The sequence below is a fragment of the Ferrovibrio sp. genome, from assembly GCF_046297595.1.
Classification (GTDB): Bacteria; Pseudomonadota; Alphaproteobacteria; order Ferrovibrionales; family Ferrovibrionaceae; genus Ferrovibrio.
Genome location: NZ_JBKBHT010000002.1, coordinates 226,951 through 250,037, shown reverse-complemented (window position 1 = coordinate 250,037; position 23,087 = coordinate 226,951). Strand labels below are relative to the sequence as shown.

Genomic DNA, 23,087 nt, shown 5'->3' with positions numbered 1-23,087 from the left:
GCCCATGACCGAAATCAAAGACCCGTACTGTGCGCTCAGAAGGCGATACTGGCGCCCAGCCGCACTTCACGACCGCGGATCGGCGCGACGTTCTTCAGCATCGATGTATGGTTGCGGCCTTCCGCGTCCGTCAGGTTGCGGCCCTGGAGCTGCAGCGCCAGGTTGCGGTTTTCCTCGAAAGGCCGCCAGGTCAGCGCTGTGTTCAACACGGCATAACCATCGGTACGCGTCTCGTTTACCCCGGCACGGTTCTGATCCATGCGACCGGCAAGTTCGAAGCGGAAGCCGAGCGCCGCACTATCGGCATTGAAGCCGAGTCCGTAGCCAACCGGCGGAATCAGCGGTAATGCCGTATCGTTGCTGGTGTCGGCGGCGCGCACATAGTCAAGACGGCCATCCAGCTTGAGGGCATAGCCGGCAATGCGCCAGAAGATCCACGCACTTTCCAGCTCGACGCCGCGGAACAACGCATCGGTCTGGCTATATTGCAGTTCATTCAGATTATCCCGCTGATTGCCGGTGAACCTGCCATAGATATAGTTCTGAAACCGCGTGACATAGGCATTTGCCGCGCCAGTCACGTCACCCTCGGTCTTGCGCAGGCTCAGTTCGGCATGCCGCGCACCTTCCTTGCTCAAGGACGCGCTGCCGATCTCGTAGGATTGCGTTGCCACATGCTTGCCGTCTGAAAACAGCTCCTCGGCCGTGGGCGCGCGTTCGGTACGCGACAGCGACAGCCCGGCCGCATAGCCGGGAACAAACTTCCACGAGGCGCTGCCCGACAGGCTGGCCGGGGTGAAATCGCGGCTGCGGCCCAGGCTGCTGGCCTCGACATCCACATGCTCGATGCGGCCGCCGAGGGAGAACAGCCAGTTGCCGGTTTCATAGCGTTCCAGCAGGAACAGGGCGTTGCTGTCGGTGATGGTGGGCGTGATGAAGGCTTCCTCACCGGTGGCCGTGAGGTCGCGCCTATCGCTCTGCAGGCCGATCACGCCGCGGATGTTGCCGATCGGCTTGTGCTCGGCTTCCAGCCGCGCTTCCCAACTTTCGCTGTCGAACCGTGTGGCGCGTTCACCGGTATTCTCGATCTCGTCATGCAGGTAATTGGCATAGCCGAATTTCAGACGCAGTTCGTCAAGGAAGGAAAATAGTTCATACAGGCCGAACTTGCCATCCAGTCGGTTTTGCCGCATGTCGATCCGCACCGGATCGTCGCCCGGAACGCCGTAGTAGCTGTAGAACTGTGCCAAGCTGAATCCGGCATAACCGGCTTCGCCCAGATAGGATGCGCCGACGGCACCGTTGCGGTTTTCGACTGCCGTGTTGTCGACCCGGCCCTTGAGTCCGGCATTGCGTGCCGCATTGGAAGCATAGCCATTGATGCGGTAATCCTCGGCATCCAGGAAACCCGCCTCGCCATGCACCACGAAGCGGTCGCTGACCGCCGCGTTGACGCTGGCGAATCCACTGGTCTCCTGGGCGCCGCTGCCATAATCCAGCCGCGCATTGCCGCTGGCGCCGTTCTTGGACATGGCATCGGGGATGCGGCCGTCGATCACATTGACCACACCGCCGATTGCCGAGGAGCCGTAAAGCAGTGTGGCCGGGCCGCGCAGCACTTCGATCCGTTCGGCGCCGCCGGGCGGGGCCGCCACGGCATGGTCGGGACTGAGGGTGGAGGCATCGAAGGTATCGACGCCGTTCTGCATCACGCGTACACGCGGGCCGCCCTGGCCGCGGATGATCGGCCGTCCGGCGCCGGGGCCAAACTGGGTCGAGCTGACGCCCGGAGTGCCGTCAAGCACCTCGCCCAGCGTGGCGGCGCGGCGGCGGTCCAAAGTTTCGCCCTGCAAAACCGTGCTGCCTTCCACCAGTTCCTCCTGACTCGCGCCCAATGGCGCGGTCACCAGGACGGGGGCGAGCGAGACCGGTTTGTCCTGGGCCAGGACGGTCGCTGGAAACGAGACGAACAGGCTGACGCCGGCCAACAGGCGGTGGCTGAGAGTGTATGACATAAGCGGGACCCCGGGGAGCAGTAACGTTATTTAATAACGTTACTTTATAATATTACTTTCCCACAAGGCCCTGAAATTACAGGCGCCCGCCGGGGTTTTCCGGCGGGCGCCCGGACGAAATGCAGCAGATGAACCGCGGCGAACGGCCTATTCGCCATCCTTCTTCAGCATGCGGCCGAGCACACGGCCGCCGAAGATATGGACATGCAGATGCGGCACTTCCTGGTTGGCGTTGACGCCGCAATTGCTGAGCAGGCGGTAGCCGCCCTCGTCGGCGCCGACCACGCGGGCCGTGTCGCCGATGGCTTTGACGTAGTCGGCCTGCTCTTCCGCGCTGGCCCGGGCCGAGAAATCGTCGAAATCGGCATAGGCGCCCTTGGGGATCACCAGCACATGGATGGGCGACAGCGGGTTGATGTCGTGGAAGGCCAGGCTGTGCTTGCTTTCATGCACCTTCTTGCACGGAATCTCGCCGCGCAGGATTTTTGCAAACACGTTGTTCGGATCGTAAGCCATGGCTAGTGGGATTCCCTTGCGTCTTACGTAAGCTGGCGCGCCTTCTTTTCCTCGATGCCCGACTGACCTTCGCGGCGGCGCAGTTCGGCACGCACATCCTCGATGGTGATGCCGCATTCGGCCCACAGCACCAGCAGGTGGAACACGAGGTCGGCGCTTTCCGAGATCATCTCCTCGCGCGTTTCCGACACGGCGGCGATGGCCAGCTCGACCGCTTCCTCTCCCATCTTCTGGGCGATCTTGGCGCGGCCCTTGGCGAACAGCTTGGCGGTGTGCGACACCGCCGGGTCCCCGCCCTTGCGGCTGAGGATCACGTCGTAGAGGCGTTCCAGCGTGTCGCGGTTCTCGCCCATCGCGTCGGTTCCTTCCCTAGAGCCGTACCGGAATACCGGCAGCGGCCATGCGTTGTTTGGCTTCGGCAATGCTATGCCGGCCGAAATGGAAAATCGAGGCCGCCAGCACGGCCGAGGCATGGCCCTGCACTACACCATCGACGAAGTGATCCAGATTGCCCACGCCGCCTGAGGCCACCACGGGGATGCTGACGGCATCAGCCACCGCGCGGGTGAGATCAAGATCGAAGCCCTTCTCGGTGCCGTCGCGGTCCATCGAGGTAAGCAGGATTTCGCCGGCACCGTATTCGGCCATGCGTTTGGCCCATTCGACCGCATCCAGGCCAGTGGCGTTGCGGCCACCATGGGTGAAGACCTCCCATTTGCCCGGACTTCCCGCTGGCGCCACATTACGCGCGTCGATGGCCACCACCACGCATTGACTGCCGAATTTCTCGGCCGCCTCACGCACGAATTCCGGCCGGTTGACGGCGGCAGTGTTGATCGACGCCTTGTCGGCGCCAGCCAGCAGCAGCTTGCGCACGTCTTCCACCACGCGCACGCCGCCGCCCACGGTGAGCGGCATGAAGCAGCGCTCGGCCGTCCGCGCCACCACGTCGTAGAGCGTGTCGCGGGCATCCGACGACGCGGTGATGTCGAGGAAGGTCAGTTCGTCAGCGCCGGCAGCATCATACACCGCCGCCTGCTCGACCGGATCGCCGGCATCGCGCAGGTTGACGAAATTGACGCCCTTGACGACACGGCCGTCCTTCACGTCGAGGCAGGGAATGACACGGACTTTCAGGGTCATGATCCAGGATCCAGTTTCCGGCCCCGGTCATAGCGGATCGCTGCCCCCAGCGGAAGCGGTTTTACCAGCAAAATGGGGCTTTCTCGCGATCAGGCCGCCCGGTTGGCGCGCAGCTTGTTCTGCAGCAGGGCCGCCAGCCGCTCGATGCCTTCGCGGATGCGGGCCGGCTCGCCCAGCGAGAAGCTTAAGCGCGCGGTGTTGCGCTTCACATCGTTGGCATAGAAGGCCGAGCCGGGCACGAAGGCGACCTGGATGTCCTTCACCGCCTCGGCCAGCAATTCGGCGCCGTCGATGCCATCGGGGAATTCCAGCCAAATGAACATGCCGCCATCGGGCCGGGTGAAACGCACCTCCTTGGGCAGGCAGCGTTCCAGCGCCTCGAGCATCACGTCGCGGCGTTCCTTGTAGGCCTTGCGCAGCTTTTCCACCTGGCTGGCATGGGAAGCCTTGGCAATGTCGCAGGCCACCATCTGGTTGATCGTGCTGCAATGCAGATCGGAGGCCTGCTTGAGCAGCACCAGCTTGTTGATCAATGACGGATCGGCACAGATCCAACCGATGCGCAAAGCCGGTGTCAGTACCTTCGACAGGCTGCCGATATAGACCACGAGGCGTTTGCCGTCGCTTTCAGAGCTGGCGAGATACGTCTGTTCCAGCGCCGCAAAGCTTGGGATGCGGGCATTTTCGTAGCGCAATTCCTCGTATGGCGAATCTTCCAGGATCGCCACATTATAACGATGTGCGAGTTCCAGGATCGCCCGGCGGCGCGCCAGCGAGGTGGTGATGCCGGCCGGATTGCAGAAATCCGGCGTGAGGTAGAAGAATTTAGGCTTCTGTTTGAACGCCGCTTCCAGATCATTCAGCAGCACGCCTTCGTCATCCATCGGCACGGAGATGAATGTCGGCTGATAGGTACCGAAGACCTGGATGGCACCAAGATAGCTGGGCGAGGACATCACGACAGCGTCGCCGGGATTGATCAGGGCGCGGCCAAGGAAATCCAACGCCTGCTGCGCGCCCGAGGTGATCAGCACCTGCTCCGGCGCGGTGTCGATGCCGTGGCTCTTGAGATAACCGACAATCCAGTCGCGCAGCGGGGGATAGCCCTCGCTGATCGAATACTGGAAAGCCTCGCCGGCCATGGCCGGGTTCTGCAGCACGGCCTGATAGGCCTTGCCGATGGAGTCCAGCGGGAACAGGGCCGGATCGGGAATACCGCCGGCAAACGAGATGATTTCCGGCCGCGCGATCAGTTTCAGCAGTTCGCGGATTTCGGAGGCGCGCAGGGTCGCAACGCTCTGGGACAGACCGGGGAACACGGATTCGGACATTCTGGTGGCTCGCGGCGGCTCGGGGTTTCCTCTGGCTGCCGCCACCATAGCCGAGCCGCCCGCCGGCAGGAAAGCGCCGGCGCAGGAATGCGGGAAATCCGGGCTATTTCGCGTCCAGGTCGGCCAGCATCTTGCGCAGCTGCTTGGTCGCCGGGGTGACGATGGCAACGAAGTAGGATTCCCTTAAGCGCCGCTGGGCGGCGGCGCCGACGATATACCCCGAAGCACCGGCATGCAGCATAGCGGCCTGGGCGGCCTTCAGCGACCAGTCGCCGGCTGCCAGCCGGGCCTCGATCACCGCCCGCCAGTAGGCCGGATCGGCCTCGAACGGCGTGGCGGCCAGCTCGTGCACGGTTTCGCGCATTTGTGCCAGGGCATCCTCGAACATGGCCGGCTGTTCGGGGATGTATTTGTTGATATGGCCCAGGCCCTTTTCGGTGCCGCGCATGATGTTGATGCAGCCCTGGATCAGGCCGAAGGCCATGCCGGCCTGCAGCAGAATGAAGCCGGCACGGATGCGTTTGATGAAACCTTCCACCGGCTCGGCCAGCACCATGCTGTCGGGGATGAAGGCCTTGCGGAACGTCACCGCCATGGTGCGGGTACCTTCCAGCGCCAGGAAATGCGTTGACTGGCGCAGCACGATATCCTCGCGGCTGCAATCCACCACGGCCATGACGCGGTGCTGCGGCGCATCGGCCAATTCGAACACCGCGCCGAACAGATGATCGTCGCCCAGATTGGAGACCCAGGGCAGACCGCCTGAGACTTCGTAGCCGCCTTTCACGCGGCGGCCCTTCAGCTTCAGCGGTTCGATGCCGAAGAAACTTTTCATCGGATTCGAAAGCCCCGTGCCGCCGAGCAGCGCGCCCTGCGCCACCTTGCCCAGCAAGGCCTCGCGCGGCGCGGCATTCTGGCTCTGCGCCAGATACCAGGCCAGGGCATCCTGGCACCAGATGCAGAAGGCGGTGGACAGGCATTGCTCACCCGCCACGGCCATCGCCTCGATGGCGGTGACCAGGTCCGGTTTGGCGCCGATATGGGCCGTATAGGCGCCGGCTTCGCCGAAGCTGCGCAGGACGGCGTCGGGGTAAATACCGTCATGGTCGATCTTGTGTACCTGCGGGGCGAGATCGCTGGCAGCGATACCGCGCAGGCGGCTGAGCAGATCGTCGCGGCCCGGCAGAGATGCTGCGGGGATCATGCCCGCCGCGGTAACGGGCACCGGTTCCGACAGGGTGGCGGAAGCGAGGGCGGCTGACATGGGCATCTCCTTGGGCTGCGACGATCGTCTCTGTGGGCAGTGAAACGGCCAGGCGTCAGCCCAGCACAACGTCCACGCCAACCGGCTTCATGAAGGTGTTGGCCACGGGCGACCACTTCTTCACATGCTGGACCAGCTCATCCAGATCGGCCTTGGGCGCATCGGCATCCAGATCGACCTTGATCCGCACGGCATCGAAGCCGACCGGCTTGGGCGAGGTGTCGCCCGTGCCCCAGACGGCCGTGATGTTGATGTCGGCTTCCAGTTCCAGTTCGAGCTTGCGGATGGTGATGTTGCGCGCGACCGCGTTGGCATGGATGCCGACGGCGATGCACGAGCCCAGCGCGGCCAGCGAAGCCTCGGAAGGATTCGGCGCAGTGTCGTCGCCCAGCAGGCCCGGCGGCTCATCGACGATGTAGGGCGGCAGGTTGCGGATGTAGTTGAGGTGCCGGAAGCGGCCCTCGGCCACGGTCTTGCATTTCAGCGTCTTGATCGCCTTCGGGTTTTCCTTGCCCTTGGCGATCAGGTCCATCAGACCGTCCTTGTCGATCGGGGCGAGACAGCCGGTTATGGCGGTAGCGGGTACGGGATTGGCGCTCATTATCAGACTCCTTTCAGGGTGTTTGGTCTTGTGGCGCGGGGTTCATCCTTCCCTGGTCCAGCCGTAGCGCTTGATCAGGGTCAGACAGATCCAGTCGAGCAGGAAGCCGACCGCGCCGATCACCACCACGATGGCGGCAAGGCGGTCGTATTCCAGGGTGTCGCGGGCGTCATTGATCGCGTAGCCGAGGCCGCTTGTGACGCCGAGATATTCCGCCGGTACCAGCACCACCCAGGCGGTGCCGAGCGCGAGACGGATGCCGGTCAGCACGTCCTGCGCCGCCGCCGGCAAAATGATCTGCAGCAGCATCTGCCACGAGCGTGCGCCGAGATTGCGTGCCACCTTGAACCAGGCGGGGTCGATCTTGCGGATGCCGTTAGCGGTGGCAAAGGTGATCGGCCAGACGGCAGCGGCGAAGATCAGGAAGACGATGGCGCCTTCCCAGCTGGAAAAGCTCAGCACCGCAATCGGCATCCACGACAGCGGGCTGATCATGCGCAGGAACTGGAACGGCACATGGGTCAGGTTACGCAGAGCCGCAATACGCCCGATGGCGATGCCGACCGGCACGCCGATGGCAATCGCCCAGGCCATGCCGCCCAGGATGCGCAGCAGGCTGGGCTGCATGGTGGACCACAGACTGCCGCCGCTGATCAGCTTCCACAGGCTCTTGAAGGCCGGGCCGGGTGCGAAACCGGCGAAATTGGCAGTGGCCGGATTGCTGGCCACGATCCAGCCGCCAATCCACCACAGGCCAAGCAGCAAACCGATGCCCAGCGCCGCATTGCCCAGCGAGACAACCTGTCCCCGCATACCCGGTGATAGACGGGGCAGCTTCTTCGCAGCCGGCATATCGAGCGCCAGCGTCACAGCGCGATGACCTCCTCGCGGGTGAAGGGATCGGCGCCGGTCGGCACGGTCGGATCCTTGCGCCAGTCGGGGAACTTGGCCAGCGCCTTGCGGATGAAGCGGTCGTCGACCAGGTCCTTGGCGACGAAATCGGGATCGAGGCCGCCGAGGAAGGTGGTATCGCCCGACACCACGGTCTCGTTCATCGCCTTGACGATCAGCTTGGTGGCCGATGCATAGGGGAAACCGTTGAAGTCGATGCGGCCGTTCTTCCAGTCGGGATGCTTGATCGCCGGCGGCGTCGCATAGGTGCCGGTGTCGTAGAGCGTCATGGCACGCTCGACCACATCCTGCGGCACCGGCAGGTATTCCATGCCATCGCGCGACAGCAGCTTGGCGACTTCCTTCTTGTTGGCGCTGGCATAGACCTGCGCCTTCACGACTGCGTTCATCACCTTCTGCGTCCACTCCGACCGGTCTTTCGTGTCGGATTCATGCATGCAGACCACGCAGCAGGGGTGGTTCTTCCACATGTCACCGGTGAAGCGCAGCATCTTGGCGCCGGCGCGCAACTCGCCCAGGGCATTGAACGGCTCGGCGACGATGTAGGCATCGATCTTCTTGGCAGCCAAAGCCGGCGGCATGTCGGGCGGTGCCATGACCTGCAGGTTGCACTCATCGGCCGCCAGCGGCTGGCCCTGTTCCTTGATCACGGCTTTCACGCCATTTGCGCGCATGGCCATCTGCAGCACGATGTTGTGCATGGAATACCAATAGGGCACGGCGACCTGCTTGCCCTTCAGGTCGGCGAAGCTGTTGATGCCGGCATCCTTGCCGACCACGATGGCGGAGCCGTTGGTATGCGCCCAGCCCATGATCTTGACGGGGAACTTGTTGTTGTAGCGCATCCAGACCGGAATCGGCTTGAGGAAGTGCACCAGATTGAATTTCTGTGCGGCGAAGCTTTCCACCAGCGATGACCATGAGCGGATCAGCGTCGGCTTTTCAGCGACCAGCCCTTCCTCCTTGAAGAACCCCATGCCATGCGCCACCAGCAGTGCCGTGGCATCGGTGATCGGTAGATAGCCGATACGCACCACGTCATCCTTCGGCTGTGCGAAGGACAGGCCGGGCTTCAGTCCGCCCAGCATGGCCAGGCCGCCGGCCGCCATCAGGTCGAGATAGCCACGCCGCGTCAGGCCGCCTTTCGTGGCGGGGGCGCCATGGTCGATCAGGTTGCCGCTGTCACACTGCTCGCACATAGCTCACCTCGTTTCTGGTCTGGGAAAGGCCGATGTCGTTCTCGCCGCGCGGCAGATGTTCGCCGGTGCAGCCCTCGAAGAGTTTCAGCAGCCGGTCGCGTTCGGCCTGCACCGCCGGATCGCCACGATGGCGTTCCTCCGGCAGGTCTATGCGGGTGACGGCGGCGATGCAGCCCGGATTGGCCTGCATGACCAGGGCGCAATCAGCCATCAGCACGGCCTCGTCGATGTCGTGCGTCACCAGCACCAGGGTGATCTTGCGGTCACGACAGATGCGGCGCACATCGCGCTGCAGAGACGCGCGCGTGAAGGCATCCAGCGCCGAGAAGGGTTCGTCGAGCAGCAGCACATCGGGCTGCGTGGCCAGCGAGCGGGCCAATGCCACGCGCTGCTGCTGGCCGCCGGAAAGCTGCAGGGCCGGCGTGTCGTAATGCTCGCCCAGCTGCACCAGGTCGAGCAGCTCCTGCACTATGGCGCGACGTTCGGCCGGTTTCACGCCGGCGAATTTCAGACCCAGCGCCGCATTCTCGCCCACGCTCATCCACGGATAGAGCGACGGCGACTGGAACATCATGTTCCATTTCGGCGACGGGCCGCGCACGATCTCGCCGTCGATCAGCACCTGGCCCTCGGCGGGCTTGAGCAGGCCGGCGATGATGTGCAGCAGAGTGGATTTGCCGCAGCCCGAGCGGCCGATCAGCGCCACCGCCTCGCAGGGCTGGATTTCGGCCTCGATACCGCGCAGGGCCGGCTGGCCGCGGCGATACTGGTGGCCGATGCCCTGGATCTGGATATGCGCGCCCGGCTTATACATGGGCACCGGCTCCGGCGGGCTTGGCAGAATGGATGGACGGGCGAGTACGGCCATGTCGCAGGGACTCCGATAAACACACATTTGAGTGTGAATAAGTAGAGTACGCTTCATATGAACTGTGAATCCAATAGAACAACATTCTAGATTGTCCTTTCTGGATCGCTCGCCACAAGAATGATCGGTCTATCTAGAGCAAGCTTGATGCCAAGTGTGATTCGTCAATGAGTTAGCGATTTTCGTGGCAATGCGGCGGCCGAGTCTGACTGCAAAGCATGCAGCCCTGACAGGCAGAGGCCAGAATCTTGGGCAATTCCACAGTTCTCATTGTGACTATCCAGGGGGCCGGGGCTGACTTATACAAAGCCCCTAGACAGACCGATCCGTTCAGAGTCTTCTCAGAGCATCATGCAGACCCAGCCCGCCCCCGTAACCGAGACCGATGGCAATGCCCAGCCGACCGAACGTCTGCTGAGCACCGCCAAGCTGCTGTTCTGCCGCGATGGCATCCATGCCACCGGCATCGACCGCATCATCGCAGAATCCGGCGTGGCGCGGATGACACTGTATAACCGCTTCGGCTCGAAGGAAGGCCTGCTCTACGCCGTGCTGGAACGCGAAGGCGAAGAATGGCGCGACTGGTTCTTCGCCGCCGTCGAAGCCGCGGGCAACACGCCGGCGCAAAAGCTGAAAGCCGTGTTCCCGGTTTTACGCAGCTGGTTCGAGCGCGAGGATTATTTCGGCTGCGCTTTCATCAATGCCGTGGCCGAGCATGACAAGGGCGAGAGCAAGCTGCGCGGCCTGACGCTGCAGCATAAAGGCGCGGTGCTGGAGTTTTTCGGCCGCCTGGCGCGTGACGCCGGCATCAATGCCCCCGATGCGCTGGCGCATCAGATCGGCCTTCTGATGGATGGCGCGATTGTCGCCGCGATGGTGACGCGGCAGCCGGCGATGGCCGATCACGCCGCCACGGCGGCGGGCGCGATACTCGACGCGGCCCTGCCGAAAGCGGCCTAGGCCGCTTCCTTCAGCGCGGCGGCCGGATCGATACGGCCATCATAAAGCGCGCGACCCAGAATGGCGCCATCGATGGCGGCGCCATTAGCGGCCTCTTTCTTCAGCGCGATCACATCCTCGATCCCGGCCAGCCCCCCCGAAGCGATCACCGGGATCGGCACGGCACGCGCCATTGCCGCAGTGGCGGCGACATTCACACCTTTCAGCAGGCCGTCGCGGTCGATATCGGTGTAGACGATGGCGGCCACGCCGGCATCGACGAATTTCTTCGCCAAGTCGATAGCGTCCAGGTCGCTGGCCTCGGCCCAGCCTTCCACCGCCACGCGGCCCGACCGCGCATCGATGCCAACCACAACGCGCCCGGGCCAGCGTTTCGCTGCCGCCTTCACCAGATCGGGATTGCGCACGGCGATGGTGCCGAGGATCACGCGGGTGATGCCGGCATCGAGCCAGTTCTCGATGGTCGTTTCGTCGCGGATGCCGCCGCCGAGTTGGATCGGCAGCGTGACCGCCTTGCGGATTGCCTTCACGGCCTCGGCATTGGCTGGCTTTCCGGCGAAGGCGCCATCCAGATCGACGAGATGCAGATACCGAAAGCCCGCATCCTGCCACTGCTTCGCCTGGGCGGCCGGGTCGCGATTGAACACCGTGACGCGCGCCATGTCGCCCTGCTGCAGGCGGACACATTCGCCATTCTTGAGATCGATGGCGGGATAAAGATTGAGTGCGCTCATTCGGTGATCAGAGCCTTGGTATAGAAATAACCGTCGACATAAGCACCGTCCACATAGGCGTAACGCGGCTTGGTGCCCCAGCGTTTGTATCCGGCCTGCTCGCAGAGTTGGATCGCCGCCGTCTGGCTGGCGCGGAAATCGAGATCGATCTGGCGGAAACCAGCCTCGCGGGCAATATCCTCCAGCACGCGGATCAGCCCGCGCGCCAGGCCATGGCCCCGCGCCCAGGGCGCGATGAAGAAGGTGGTCAGCGTGGCGGAATGGGCCTGCGCCTCGTTGTTGGGGGGCGGGCGCAGCAACTGCGCCGAACCGACAATGGCGCCGTCCAGCCGCGCCACCAGCAGATCGCGCTGCGGCATCAGCAGCACGCCACGCCAATAGCTTTCCAGCACGCGGCGCGCCGGCACCTTCAACCAGCCGAAGCCATTGCCATCGATGATCGCCTTCTCGGCCGCCTCGCACAGTTCGTCGATCTCGTCGTCGCCCAGAGCGACCACCTTCTCGACCACTGCGTTTGGCTTGATCTGCTGCAGCTTCATGGTCATGGCGCGCTCTTCCTCGTACTTGCCGCTCATGGCCGCCACCGCAGGAAGTTCGCCAGCAGGCGCAGGCCTGTGGCCTGGCTTTTTTCGGGATGGAACTGCGTGCCCACCATGTTGTCGCGCCCGATGGCGGCCACCACCGCGCCGCCGTACTCGGCCTCGGCCAGCACCACTGCGGAATCGTTCGGCAGCAGGTGATAGCTGTGCACGAAGTACGCATGATCGCCGGTTTTGATGCCGGCCAGCACCGGATGCTGCGGCCGCAGCAGGCGCAGCTGGTTCCAGCCCATATGCGGCACTTTCAGCGCGGCATCCGAAGGCTTGAGCAATTCCACTGCACCGTCGATCCAGCCCAGCCCCTTATGCTCGCCATGTTCGCGGCCGACCGTGGCCATCAGCTGCATACCGACGCAGATGCCCAGGAACGGCTTGCCGCCCTTGATCACCTGCTCGTTCAGCGTCTCGATCATGTCCGGCAAGCTGCTCAGGCCGCGATAGCAGTCGGCGAAGGCGCCCACGCCGGGCAATACGATGGCATCGGCCGCCGCGACCGTTTTTGTATCGGCGGTGACGGCAAGGTCGAGCGCGATGCCGTTTTCATCGGCGGCGCGCTGGATCGCCTTGGCCGCCGACCGCAGATTGCCCGAGCCGTAATCGATCAGGGACAGCTTCATCACACCAGCCTCGGGAATGCGTCGGTCTGCTGCTGCGGCAGCAGGATACGAACCGGTGCGGTTGCCGCACCGGTCTGTGTCGGCGTGACGGGCGCCGCGCGGCCGCGGATATAACGCTCCTCGGCCTCGGCGGCATCCTCGGCGCGCTGCACATCCACAAAGCGCCAGCCCCGGCGGGTCAAGGTCCAGCGCCGGTAATCCGCCGCCATGGCGCCGATCAGGAAACTCAGCCCCAGCGCCAGCACGGTTGCGGCCGGTTCGGCGATGTCGCCGAGTTCCAGAGCGACGCCCCAAAGCATGCTGAGCAGCAGGTAGCCGATCAAGCCAAGCCAGAGGCGATGGCGCAGCAGCCAGAGCGGCGGCATGATCGCCGCCCACCAGGAAAAGCCGCTGGCCACGGCCACGACCTGCGGATCGCCGCCGGTTGGGCCGGGGCGCTCATGCAAGGTGAAAAAACGCATGATTGCCCCGCTTTACAGCGTGCCTTTGGTGGACGGCACCGCATGCGGACTGCGCGGATCCACCGTGAAGGCGGCGCGCAGGGCACGGGCGAGGCCCTTGTAGCAGGTCTCGACGATATGGTGGTTGTTCTCGCCGTACAGATTCTCGACATGCAGGGTGATGCCGGCATTCTGCGCGAAGGCCTGGAACCATTCCTTGAACAATTCGGTATCCATGTCGCCCAGCTTCGGCCGGGTGAAATTCACCTTCCAGATCAGGTACGGACGGTTCGACACGTCGAGCGCGACGCGGGTGAGCGTCTCGTCCATCGGGATCAGGGCATCGCCGTAACGTTGGATGCCGGCGCGTTCGCCCAGGGCTTTGGCGACGGCCTGCCCGATGGCGATGCCGGTATCCTCGGTTAGGTGATGGAAATCGATATGAATGTCGCCCTTAGCCTTCACATCGAGGTCGATCAGGCTGTGGCGGGAGAGTTGCTCCAGCATATGGTCGAGGAAACCGACGCCGGTGGAGATGTTGTAAACACCGGTCCCATCGAGATCGAGCTTGACCGCGATCTCGGTTTCCTTGGTTTTCCGGGCAATGCTGGCCTGGCGTGCGGCCATGGGGCACTCTCCTTGCACTGATACGGCAACGACAGCAACGCGCGTCAACCAGGCGGGATCGGACCTGATGCAGGCCGGCAAACGCGGACGGGCGCGGTATAGCAGGAACCGGCGGGGGTGGCTAGGCAGCTTTGCCCGGGGAAGGGCCTGGAACCGCGGCCTAACCCGCGAACTGCTTCAGACCGGCACGGCTTCAGGCGGCCGCCATTCCGCGGGGGGATCCGGCGCCACATGCTGGGCGGCCATTTCGGCCAGGGCACTCCGGTATTCTGATAGCCAGGCGCCCAGCGTGGCCACCTCGTGGACCGGATTCCCCCGCAATCGGCGTTCCATGGCATCCAGGTCCTGCACCAGCGGGCGCAGCAGACCAAGCTTGATCACCGGCGACAACTCGACCAGGCAGCCTATCGGCAGGCCAGCGATCATGCGGTTGAAAACGCGGGTCAGGCGTTCACCGCGACTTTCCATCGGCCTGCCATCGGGCAGGCGGCTGTCGCCGCGCAACACGGCCAGGCATTGCTGCAGGTTCTGTAGGGTCACGAGCCACTGGCCGGTGCGACCGGGATTATCGACCAGATCCGGCGGCAGGGGCGTTGCCTGCAGCAGCGCGAGAACGCGGCGAAGCCGTTCTGCCACGGTTTCGGCGTCAGCCGTCATGCCGTCTCTCGCCGGACTGCTGCTGGGCAGGAGTGGGGCGCGAGGCAGGTGGGACAAGAATGAGGGAAAAGTTTCCTTGATTCACCGGAGCCATTAACCGTTCAGCTCGATAGCGGCTCCTCAGTCTACTGAGGTTGCCACTACCCGATATGCGAGCAAAAAGTCCTTTGTTTACAGACCGCCGGACTCGCTTAACGAGTCCAGACTAGTGGCATTGCTCTTTTTTGGCGAGTGAAAAACAGAAAAAATACCGCTTTTCTGATAGGTCGCTGATTGCACCTGTATTCAGCGGAAAGAATTAAACTAGAACTCGATAAAGATCAATTCTTCTGCGTTTACCATGTCTTAGACGATAGTACGGGGTATCCGGCCCGTTTCCCGGATCATTCGGGGAAATGGCGGCGGCGGCCGGCAACAGCAATCCATCCCGCTGGCCGGCGCGCTCCGCAGGCACGCCGGCCCATAATAGGTCTGTCGGTCAGGCGATGCGGAAGCGGGCCAGCAGCCCGGCCAGGGCGTCGGACTGGTTGGCCAGCGTCTGCGCCGAGGCATTGGTCTGCTCGACCAGAGCGCCGTTGCGCTGGGTCATCTCGTCCATGTTGACCACGGCGCCGTTCACCTCTTCCAGGCCGCGCGCCTGTTCGGCGGATGCCGCCGCGATCTCGGCCACGATGTCGCTCACCTTCTTCACCGCGCTGACGATCTCGGTCAGCGAGGCACCGGCCTGGTTCACGAGCGACGCGCCTGACCGCACCTGCGCGTTGGATTCCGCAATCAGTGTCTTGATGTCCTTACTGGCATTGGCGCTGCGTTGTGCCAGCGCACGCACTTCCTGAGCGACAACAGCGAAACCCTTGCCGGCCTCTCCCGCGCGCGCGGCCTCCACGCTTGCGTTCAGTGCCAGCAGGTTGGTCTGGAAGGCGATCTCGTCGATCAGCGACACGATATCGACAATCTTCTGCGAGCTGGCTTCGATCTGGCCCATAGCCGTCACTGCCTGCTGCACGATTGTGCCGCCCGACGCAGCGGTGTCGCGCGCCACTGTCGCCAGCTGGTTAGCGGCCTGGGCGTTGTCAGCATTCTGCTTCACCGTCGCCGTCACCTCGTGCATCGAGGCCGCCGTCTGCTCCAGTGCCGCCGCCTGGCTTTCCGTACGCTGCGCCAGGTCCTGGCTGCCGGTCGATATCTCGGCCGAGGCATCGCGCACCGCATTGGCATTCTCGGCGATGTGCTTCATCGCCTCGGCCAGCGTATTGCCCGCCATGTTCACGTCGCCCTGCAGCTTGGCGAACACGCCATGATATTCGCCCTCGACGCGCCGCGTCAGGTCGCCAGCGGCAAGGCCCGACAGGACGCCGCCGACAGCATCGATCGCACCGCCGATGGCATCGAGCAGGCAATTGACGCCATCGCCCAGGCGTACGGCCACGCCGTTGAGCGGGGCGGTATCGATGCGCTGGGCCAGATCGCCATTGGCCGCGGCCGCGACGATTTCGCCGACGGCATGATCCAGCAATTCATCCTGTTCGGCACGTCTGCGTTCGGCCGCCTGACGCTCGGCCTCCACGGCATCGCGCAGGCGCCGGTTTTCCTCGCCATTTTGCTTGAATACGGCCACCGCCGCAGCCATACGGCCGATCTCGTCGCCGCGTGCCAGCCCGGGCACGCTGATCCCGTAATCGCCCCGGGCCAGAACGGTCATGGCTTCGGTCAGCGCCGCGATCGGGTTGGCAATGCCCCGGCCGATCAGCCATGCGAACAGCAGGCCCACGGCAAAGGCGACCAGCGACACCACCAGCACGGCGATGGACGTGGCGGCAAAGGCGGCGGTGGCGGCTTCGCGTTCGGAGACCAGCATGGCCGTCTGGCCGGTCCTGATCTTCTCCAGCCGCTCGGTGATCTGGGCGATATCGGCTTCCATCTCCTGATAGATCAGACGGTTGATATCGCCGGCCGCCGTGGCTGCATTGAGGATGCCGGCCTCGTATTGCTTGGCGAACAATTCCGCGTCGGCCGCCAGCTTGGCCTGCTCCTCGTTGTCGAGCTGGTTCTTCAGGTCGGTGATCATGTCGACGAAGACGCCGACCTTGCCGCGCGCCTCGGCGGCCATGGCCATGTCGCCCTGACCGACGAAGCGTGTTGCGGCGATACGAATCTCGGAAAACGCATCCAGCACCAGTCCGGCTTCGGTGGCGGTGGCGAGCTTGTTCTGGCGGATCGCCGCGCGCACGAGCTGCATCAGGCTTTCGCGCGCGCGCGGACCATAGACCTCAAGCTGGCTGCCGTTGATCTCTTTCAGCATGTTGCGCGCATCGAGCGCCAGGGCGAGATTGCCGAATACTTTCTTCAGCAGCGGCTCGATCTCGCCGAACAGCGCCTTGCGCTGCGGATCGCGCGCCGTTCCCAGCATGCCGGCCAGGCTTTCCGTCATTTTCGGTTCCAGTCGGCGCGTGCCCAGCAGGCCGCGCGGGTCATCGCGCTCGATGAACAGCAGCAGGTTGCGGCGCAGGTCGATCAGATCGCGTTCGAATTCCTGCAGGTGTTGGCTATTGGTGGCGACACGGTCATAGGTGGAGAAGGCATCGCCGCCACGTTGCACGCCGATGATCGCCGCCGCCGCCACAACGGCCAGCAGCGCCAAGGCAATGGCAAAGCCGATGCCGATGCGCAGACGGATGCCCAGGCGCGCCATGGGCCCGGACCGGCCATCGACCGGAGGCATATCCTTTCCGGGCACAACGTTGGCGGGATCGGCAGACGGGCTGCCGGCAGGGGAAAACGAAACAGTCATGGGAATCTCCACGAACATCCGGCGGCCGGGCCGACGGATCATGCGATCAGGCAGGGATCAGAACAGGAGGGAATGGCAGCGGCGCGAAACAATCCCGGTCATGACGACGGGAAGGGCAAGCGGCAAAACATCACGCATGAACGGCTCCTGGACACCGGGTGCCGGCCATAGGGCCGGGCGTAGCGACATTGCGCCCTGATCGGTGTTTCCTCCTGATTGCTCTACCCTCGCGATAGGCTGAGCCGCGGTCAAGAGACCGGATGGGGGTAATGGGTTATCAAAATTTTACACCCGCAGGCATCGCCGTCCCGTCTATGCACCACCGGGACCACGCCATGGTTGTTCCCCGCCTAACCCATTCTCGTTGCAGGAGGATTCCCGCCGGGCCAATATTGTATAAGTACCGGAAATATCCCCGATTTTGGAGCAAGCCTAAAGTTGCAACCGGGTAGCAGGCGCGCCCGACTGGTGGTAAAAACACTACATCAAACGGATGTACTGACTCACTTTGGATGGAGAAGTCGATGCGTAAACCGAACCCTTACGACGCGCATGTCGGGGCCCGGCTGCGCGCTTGCCGCACCCTGGCGGGATTCAGCCAGGAACGGCTCGGCGCCTCGGTTGGATTGAGCTTTCAGCAGATCCAGAAATACGAAAAGGGCCTGAACCGCATCGGCGCCAGCCGGTTGCAGCAGTTCGCCCAGATTCTGAATGTGCCGCCATCCTATTTCTTCGAGGACATGCCCGGCATCGAACAGCAGCCCACCGCCCGCCCCGAGCATGCGGTGGTGTCCGAGATCGAGCAGGACAAGAGCCCGGTTTCGCGGCGTCAGGCGCTCGAGCTGGTGCGCAATTTCGGCAAGATCACCGATCCGATGGTGCGCGACCGGATTTTCCAGTTAATCAAGGCTGCGGCTGCCTCCTATAGCGGCAAGCCCGAAGGCGAAGACGAACAGCCGGAGACGGTGCAGTCCTGATCCTACGCGCGCCGCCGCACGGCGCAGTCATTCGCTGACATTCAAAACCGGGCCGGCAACGGCCCGGTTTTTTGTGCACTGCATCGGTACTACCACAACCTGCAACACGCATTGCCCCTGCCCGACTAACCATAAGTGTGTAGACTCGCCGCCGTTACCACCCTGCAACGGAGGCATGCATGTCTATCCACTACCCTCGTCTTGGTCAGAAATCCCGGCGTCTTCTCGACCAGATCACTCTCAACCATGGCCCGCGCGAGCAGCTCGGCCATTTCTTCCTCGCCGCCGACAAGGCCGCGCGCGACCGCGGCATTACCCTGGAACTCAGCACCGATTTTGAGTTATTGCGCGAAGTCAATCGCATGAACCTCAAACACTGGTACGGCCTGCCGCCGACTTTCGACTCTCATTACAGCGGCATTGATGCGAGCAAGGGCTTCTGGCTGATCGGTCGTAATGACGATGGCGAAATCATCAGCACCCAAGCCGCTCATATGTTCGATCTGAGTGACAGTAATCTGGGCGAAGCGATCGAAAGCCTGAAGCTGTTCTATGCGGATCCGGCCAGCATGCGCCATGACGGCGAAAGCTGCACCATCAATGCACCCAGTGCGACTCAGATCAAAGGCCGCGTCGTGTATTCAGGTTGCACCTGGATTCATCCGGATTACCGGCGACGCCACATGGCCGTTATTCTGCCGCGCATTTCACGGGCATTGGCCTATACGAAATGGGATGCCGATTACACGATCAGCTTTGTCAGCACCAAGCTGGTCGAAATGGGCGTCGCTGCTGCTTATGGTTATCAGCGTGTTGAGCCTGCCATGGATTGGTATAATTCGCCGGTTGGGCCGCATTACCAAGGTACGCTGGTGTGGATGCCCCAGGCCGAAATGCTGACTGACATGGCGCGCTTCGATGCGCTACTGGAAGAAGCGGAAGAAAAGCAGCATCGCAAACCGGACACTGCCGAGCAGCGGCCGGTTACGAATTGAATTTTGCTTAAGCGGAGGGCATCTCGACACCCAATGGTATCGAGATTGTCGCATTGACCAGTGAACTGCCGGTGATGAGTCGCCTGCCGTCCGGCGTGCGCCAGCGCAAAATAACGCGCTGGTAGCGCCGACGGCGGGGATCATGGCCGTCTTGCTCGATGATGGCATCGACATCGTCGAGCACGGGATCACCGGTCATCAAGCAATTCTTGTAGATGCTCTCGATCCAACGCCCATAGGCCTTATCCGGCTGATCGGTCATCAGGCGACCTATGCAGCTTTGAAAAGAGAAATCATCGTAAACGGTGAAGCCGGCACCACTGGTATTTACATACAGATTGCCGTCATTGCCGGGCTCGACATGAACCGTTCTATTGATAAGTCCGGTCTGTTTCAGATAGCGCTCGACTGGCGGAGTATACTGACCATCAACAAACCGCCAGAGTTCAAACAGGCCTGCAAGGTCGCGATGGGTGTGGTGCGCCCAGTCGCGTGGTTCATGCGGCTTGCGGATGAACAGATCGCGCATGCGCGGCTCGCGCAGGAACGCAAGCTCATCCATGCGCGCCAGCAGCGGCTCGGCATCTACATAGGCTTCCTCGAGCCAGCCGCTGGCGAAATAGACCAGGCCGACCGGCTTGTCCTTCACCGCCTTGCGCAGATAGGGCTTGAGCGAGTCGAGGCAGAAGCGGCTGAGCATGCCGGCACGGAACTGCAGGAAGGTGACATTCGGCTGAACCAGCAGCCAGACATAGCCGAGATTGCGCGCGGCATAAGACGGCATGTCGAAATCGGGATCGGGATAACCGAGGCGCTCGGCCAAGTTCGCCGACGGCCAGCGCCACCAGTTTCCGTTTGGATCAATGAGATAATTCATCCATTCCCCCCGACCGCGACCATCGGTCGATGTGGATAAAATTCTAGGATAGGGCCGGACAGGAGTCGAGGGGGCGACCTACACCCGTACTCGCCTCTCCACCAAAGCAGCATAGACCGCCGGTTGTAGGCCTGGATCACGGCCACGGGCGGCAATATCGGGCGGCTTGCATGCACGGGCATGCCTCCCTACATGATAGGACATTCCAATGCTTGAGGTTTTCCCGTCATGAGCAGCAGCGACGACCGCGTGCCGACCTGGCATGGCACCACCATCCTTGCCGTTCGCAAGGGCAGCCAGGTGGTTCTGGCCGGCGATGGCCAGGTCAGTCTGGGCCAGACCGTGATCAAGTCGAATGCCCGCAAGGTGCGCCGCATCGGCGACGGTTCGATCCTGGCCGGTTTCGCCGGCGCCACCGCGGATGCCTTCACGCTGTTTGAGCGGCTGGAAGCCAAGCTGGAGCGCCATCCCGGCCAGCTCGCCCGGGCCTGCGTCGAGCTGGCCAAGGACTGGCGCACCGACCGCTACCTGCGGCGGCTGGAAGCCATGATGGCGGTGGCCGACAAATCGGTGTCGCTGGTGCTGACCGGCACGGGCGACGTGCTGGAACCCGAGGACGGGCTGATCGGTATCGGCTCGGGCGGCAACTATGCGCTGGCCGCCGCCCGCGCACTGATCGACCGTCCCGACATGGACGCCGAACAGATCGCAAAACGCAGCCTGGAAATCGCCGCCGACATCTGCGTCTACACCAACCGCAACATCATCATCGAAACCCTGTCATGACCTCGTTCTCACCGCGCGAAATCGTTTCCGAACTCGACCGCTACATCGTCGGCCAGCACGAGGCCAAGAAGGCCGTGGCCGTAGCCCTGCGCAACCGCTGGCGCCGCCAGCAGCTGCCCGATGCTTTGCGCGACGAGGTACTGCCGAAGAATATCCTGATGATCGGACCAACCGGCGTGGGCAAGACCGAGATTTCGCGCCGCCTCGCCAAGCTGGCCAACGCACCCTTCCTGAAGGTGGAAGCCACCAAGTTCACCGAGGTGGGTTATGTCGGCCGCGACGTCGAGCAGATCGTGCGCGACCTGCTGGACAGCGCCGTGACCATGACGCGCGAACGCAAGCGCAAGGACGTGGCGGCGCGCGCCGAACTGGCGGCGGAAGAACGCCTGCTCGATGCCCTGGTGGGTGACAAGGCCAGCGTCGAGACGCGGCAGAAGTTCCGCAAGATGCTGCGCGAGGGCGAGCTGGACAAACGCGAGATCGAGATCGAGCTGAAGGATGCCGGCAGCAGTGGTATGCCGATGTTCGAAATCCCCGGCATGCCGGGCGCCCAGATGGGCATGGCCAACCTGCAGGACATGCTGGGCAAGGCCTTTGGCGGCCTGCGCGGAAAACCGCGCAAGACCAGTGTGGGCGAGGCGATGAAAGCCCTGATCCAGGAGGAAAGCGACAAGCTGCTGGACCAGGACAACCTGGTGAAGGAAGCCATCACCTCGGTAGAGCAGAATGGCATCGTCTTCATCGACGAGATCGACAAGATCTGCGCCCGCAGCGAATACCGCGGCGGCGGCGACGTGTCGCGCGAGGGCGTGCAGCGCGACCTGCTGCCGCTGATTGAGGGCACCGTCGTCAACACCAAGCACGGCACGGTGAAGACCGACCATATCCTGTTCATCGCTTCGGGCGCCTTCTCGGTGGCCAAGCCGAGCGACCTGCTGCCCGAACTGCAGGGCCGCCTGCCGATCCGCGTCGAGCTGAAAGGCCTGACGCGCGAGGATTTCAAGCGCATCCTGACCGAACCCGAGGCGAGTCTGCTGAAGCAGTATGTCGCCCTGATGGGCACCGAACAGGTGACGCTGAATTTCACCGACGATTCCATCGATGCGCTGGCGCAGATCGCAGCCGAGGTGAACGAGGGTGTGGAGAATATCGGCGCCCGCCGCCTGCACACCATCCTGGAACGCGTGCTGGAAGAGATCAGCTACACCGCGACCGACCATTCCGGCCAGACGGTGACCATCGACGCGGCCTATGTGCAGGCCCGCATCGGCGACCTGGCGAAAAACGCCGACCTGAGCAAGTTCATCCTGTAAACCCGGCTTGACCGGCGCGCTCTGCCGTCGTCTGCTGGCGCAGAGACGGGAGGACAAAACGATGAGTGATCTTTCAGGACGCGTGGCGCTGATCACCGGCGCTTCCAGCGGCATCGGCGCCGCCACCGCGAAGCTGCTGGCAGCGCGCGGCTGCCACATCGCCATCAATTTCTCGAAAAGCCGGGCGGCGGCCGAAGGTGTTGCCGCCGAATGCCGCAAGTGTGACGTCGATACCCTGCTGGTGCAGGGCGACGTGGCCAGCGACACCGATTGTCGCCGCATCGTCGATGAAGCGGTGAGTCATTTCGGCCACCTGGATTACCTGGTCAACAATGCCGGCACGACGAAATTCGTCGCCCATAAGGACCTGGCCGGGCTGTCGGCGCAGGATTTCCACGACATCTATGCCGTCAACACCATCGGCCCCTATCAGATGGTGCGCGCGGCCGAGCCTTATCTGCGGGCCACAAAGGGCGCCGTCGTCAATGTTTCGTCGATTGCCGGCGTGGTCGCCGTCGGTTCGTCGCTGGCCTATGTGGCGTCCAAGGCGGCGCTGAACGGCCTGACGCTGGGCCTGGCCCGCGTGCTGGCGCCTGAAGTGCGCATCAACAGCGTCTGCCCTGGCTTCGTCGAGGGCGAGTGGCTGAAGCAGGGCATGGGCGAGACGGCCTACGAGGCGCTGCGGACGGGCTGGGCCGCGATGGCGCCGCTGGGCCGCACCAACACCGCCGCCGACATCGCCGAGAACATCGCCTTCTTCCTGACCTCGGCGCCGAACATCACCGGCGAGACGCTGATGATCGATGCCGGCATGCGGCTGGCGGCGCCGCGCCCACCGGCGGGACGCTGACACAGGGTATCTTCA

The 23,087-nt window shown here is 63.4% G+C and carries 24 protein-coding genes; 6 read left to right on the top strand and 18 right to left on the bottom strand.

The features are described from left to right. Positions 1–35: 35 nt before the first annotated feature. The 10 genes from ACK4FJ_RS06930 to ACK4FJ_RS06885 all read right to left on the bottom strand — a co-directional run bounded on the left by ACK4FJ_RS06930 (position 36) and on the right by ACK4FJ_RS06885 (position 9,795). Positions 36–2,015 carry a TonB-dependent receptor gene (locus ACK4FJ_RS06930; protein WP_409765120.1) on the bottom strand — a complete coding sequence of 660 codons (1,980 nt, stop codon included), beginning with the start codon at positions 2,013–2,015 and terminating at the stop codon, positions 36–38. Positions 2,016–2,162: 147 nt separating this feature from the next. Further along, positions 2,163–2,531, bottom strand: a complete 369-nt coding sequence (locus tag ACK4FJ_RS06925; RefSeq protein WP_409765119.1) for a histidine triad nucleotide-binding protein — start codon at positions 2,529–2,531, stop codon at positions 2,163–2,165. 23 nt (positions 2,532–2,554) lie between these two features. After that, positions 2,555–2,884: a phosphoribosyl-ATP diphosphatase gene (locus ACK4FJ_RS06920; protein WP_409745428.1), complete on the bottom strand. Its 330-nt coding sequence runs from the start codon at positions 2,882–2,884 to the stop codon at positions 2,555–2,557. Positions 2,885–2,900: 16 nt separating this feature from the next. Further along, positions 2,901–3,674: an imidazole glycerol phosphate synthase subunit HisF gene (gene hisF, locus ACK4FJ_RS06915; RefSeq protein ID WP_409765118.1), complete on the bottom strand. Its 774-nt coding sequence runs from the start codon at positions 3,672–3,674 to the stop codon at positions 2,901–2,903. Positions 3,675–3,763: 89 nt separating this feature from the next. Beyond that, positions 3,764–5,005 (bottom strand): PLP-dependent aminotransferase family protein, encoded by a 1,242-nt coding sequence (locus tag ACK4FJ_RS06910; protein ID WP_409765117.1) that lies wholly within the window; start codon positions 5,003–5,005, stop codon positions 3,764–3,766. Positions 5,006–5,108: 103 nt separating this feature from the next. Further along, complete coding sequence (locus tag ACK4FJ_RS06905) at positions 5,109–6,269, bottom strand: acyl-CoA dehydrogenase family protein (protein ID WP_409765116.1); 1,161 nt, start codon at positions 6,267–6,269, stop codon at positions 5,109–5,111. Between the two features lie 55 nt (positions 6,270–6,324). Further along, positions 6,325–6,870: an OsmC family protein gene (locus ACK4FJ_RS06900; RefSeq protein WP_409765115.1), complete on the bottom strand. Its 546-nt coding sequence runs from the start codon at positions 6,868–6,870 to the stop codon at positions 6,325–6,327. Positions 6,871–6,912: 42 nt separating this feature from the next. Then, the gene (locus tag ACK4FJ_RS06895; RefSeq protein WP_409765114.1) at positions 6,913–7,683 is read right to left on the bottom strand and encodes an ABC transporter permease; all 771 of its coding nucleotides are present in this window, start codon (positions 7,681–7,683) and stop codon (positions 6,913–6,915) included. 53 nt (positions 7,684–7,736) lie between these two features. Further along, the gene (locus tag ACK4FJ_RS06890) at positions 7,737–8,981 is read right to left on the bottom strand and encodes an ABC transporter substrate-binding protein (RefSeq protein WP_409765113.1); all 1,245 of its coding nucleotides are present in this window, start codon (positions 8,979–8,981) and stop codon (positions 7,737–7,739) included. Next, complete coding sequence (locus tag ACK4FJ_RS06885) at positions 8,965–9,795, bottom strand: ABC transporter ATP-binding protein (RefSeq protein WP_409765112.1); 831 nt, start codon at positions 9,793–9,795, stop codon at positions 8,965–8,967. Before ACK4FJ_RS06885 ends, ACK4FJ_RS06890 begins: the two co-directional genes overlap by 17 nt. A 405-nt stretch (positions 9,796–10,200) precedes the next feature. Between ACK4FJ_RS06885 and ACK4FJ_RS06880 the strand changes: the two genes are divergently transcribed. Then, on the top strand, positions 10,201–10,809 hold the full coding sequence (locus tag ACK4FJ_RS06880) for a TetR/AcrR family transcriptional regulator (protein ID WP_409765111.1): 609 nt from the start codon (positions 10,201–10,203) through the stop codon (positions 10,807–10,809). On the opposite strand, the gene hisA is transcribed toward ACK4FJ_RS06880, so the two are convergent. The 7 genes from hisA to ACK4FJ_RS06845 form a co-directional block, all read right to left on the bottom strand. Continuing rightward, on the bottom strand, positions 10,806–11,543 hold the full coding sequence (gene hisA, locus ACK4FJ_RS06875; RefSeq protein ID WP_409765110.1) for a 1-(5-phosphoribosyl)-5-[(5-phosphoribosylamino)methylideneamino]imidazole-4-carboxamide isomerase: 738 nt from the start codon (positions 11,541–11,543) through the stop codon (positions 10,806–10,808). The genes ACK4FJ_RS06880 and hisA overlap by 4 nt on opposite strands. Next, positions 11,540–12,118: an N-acetyltransferase family protein gene (locus ACK4FJ_RS06870; RefSeq protein WP_409765109.1), complete on the bottom strand. Its 579-nt coding sequence runs from the start codon at positions 12,116–12,118 to the stop codon at positions 11,540–11,542. The genes hisA and ACK4FJ_RS06870 overlap by 4 nt, the downstream gene beginning before the upstream one ends. Beyond that, complete coding sequence (gene hisH / locus ACK4FJ_RS06865; protein ID WP_409765108.1) at positions 12,115–12,759, bottom strand: imidazole glycerol phosphate synthase subunit HisH; 645 nt, start codon at positions 12,757–12,759, stop codon at positions 12,115–12,117. Before hisH ends, ACK4FJ_RS06870 begins: the two co-directional genes overlap by 4 nt. After that, entirely contained in the window at positions 12,759–13,220 is a 462-nt protein-coding gene (locus ACK4FJ_RS06860) for a DUF2628 domain-containing protein (RefSeq protein ID WP_409765107.1), read from the bottom strand. Before ACK4FJ_RS06860 ends, hisH begins: the two co-directional genes overlap by 1 nt. 12 nt (positions 13,221–13,232) lie before the next feature. Beyond that, the gene (hisB, locus tag ACK4FJ_RS06855) at positions 13,233–13,826 is read right to left on the bottom strand and encodes an imidazoleglycerol-phosphate dehydratase HisB (RefSeq protein WP_409765106.1); all 594 of its coding nucleotides are present in this window, start codon (positions 13,824–13,826) and stop codon (positions 13,233–13,235) included. A gap of 177 nt (positions 13,827–14,003) precedes the next feature. Then, a complete protein-coding gene (locus ACK4FJ_RS06850) occupies positions 14,004–14,483 on the bottom strand; it encodes a hypothetical protein (RefSeq protein ID WP_409765105.1) in 480 nt (159 codons plus the stop codon). A 478-nt stretch (positions 14,484–14,961) separates the two neighbouring features. Continuing rightward, complete coding sequence (locus tag ACK4FJ_RS06845) at positions 14,962–17,175, bottom strand: methyl-accepting chemotaxis protein (protein ID WP_409765104.1); 2,214 nt, start codon at positions 17,173–17,175, stop codon at positions 14,962–14,964. A gap of 623 nt (positions 17,176–17,798) precedes the next feature. Between ACK4FJ_RS06845 and ACK4FJ_RS06840 the strand changes: the two genes are divergently transcribed. Continuing rightward, positions 17,799–18,251 carry a helix-turn-helix domain-containing protein gene (locus ACK4FJ_RS06840; protein WP_409765103.1) on the top strand — a complete coding sequence of 151 codons (453 nt, stop codon included), beginning with the start codon at positions 17,799–17,801 and terminating at the stop codon, positions 18,249–18,251. Between the two features lie 179 nt (positions 18,252–18,430). Continuing rightward, positions 18,431–19,246: a hypothetical protein gene (locus tag ACK4FJ_RS06835; RefSeq protein ID WP_409765102.1), complete on the top strand. Its 816-nt coding sequence runs from the start codon at positions 18,431–18,433 to the stop codon at positions 19,244–19,246. A 7-nt stretch (positions 19,247–19,253) separates the two neighbouring features. On the opposite strand, the gene ACK4FJ_RS06830 is transcribed toward ACK4FJ_RS06835, so the two are convergent. After that, positions 19,254–20,069 (bottom strand): hypothetical protein, encoded by an 816-nt coding sequence (locus tag ACK4FJ_RS06830; protein ID WP_409765101.1) that lies wholly within the window; start codon positions 20,067–20,069, stop codon positions 19,254–19,256. Between the two features lie 282 nt (positions 20,070–20,351). On the opposite strand from ACK4FJ_RS06830, the gene hslV reads away from it, so the two are divergent. The 3 genes from hslV to ACK4FJ_RS06815 all read left to right on the top strand — a co-directional run bounded on the left by hslV (position 20,352) and on the right by ACK4FJ_RS06815 (position 23,072). Next, entirely contained in the window at positions 20,352–20,909 is a 558-nt protein-coding gene (gene hslV / locus ACK4FJ_RS06825; protein ID WP_409765100.1) for an ATP-dependent protease subunit HslV, read from the top strand. Then, positions 20,906–22,222, top strand: coding sequence for an ATP-dependent protease ATPase subunit HslU (gene hslU, locus ACK4FJ_RS06820; protein ID WP_409765099.1), 1,317 nt, complete (start codon positions 20,906–20,908; stop codon positions 22,220–22,222). Before hslV ends, hslU begins: the two co-directional genes overlap by 4 nt. 61 nt (positions 22,223–22,283) lie before the next feature. Further along, the gene (locus ACK4FJ_RS06815; protein WP_409765098.1) at positions 22,284–23,072 is read left to right on the top strand and encodes an SDR family NAD(P)-dependent oxidoreductase; all 789 of its coding nucleotides are present in this window, start codon (positions 22,284–22,286) and stop codon (positions 23,070–23,072) included. Positions 23,073–23,087 lie beyond the last annotated feature (15 nt).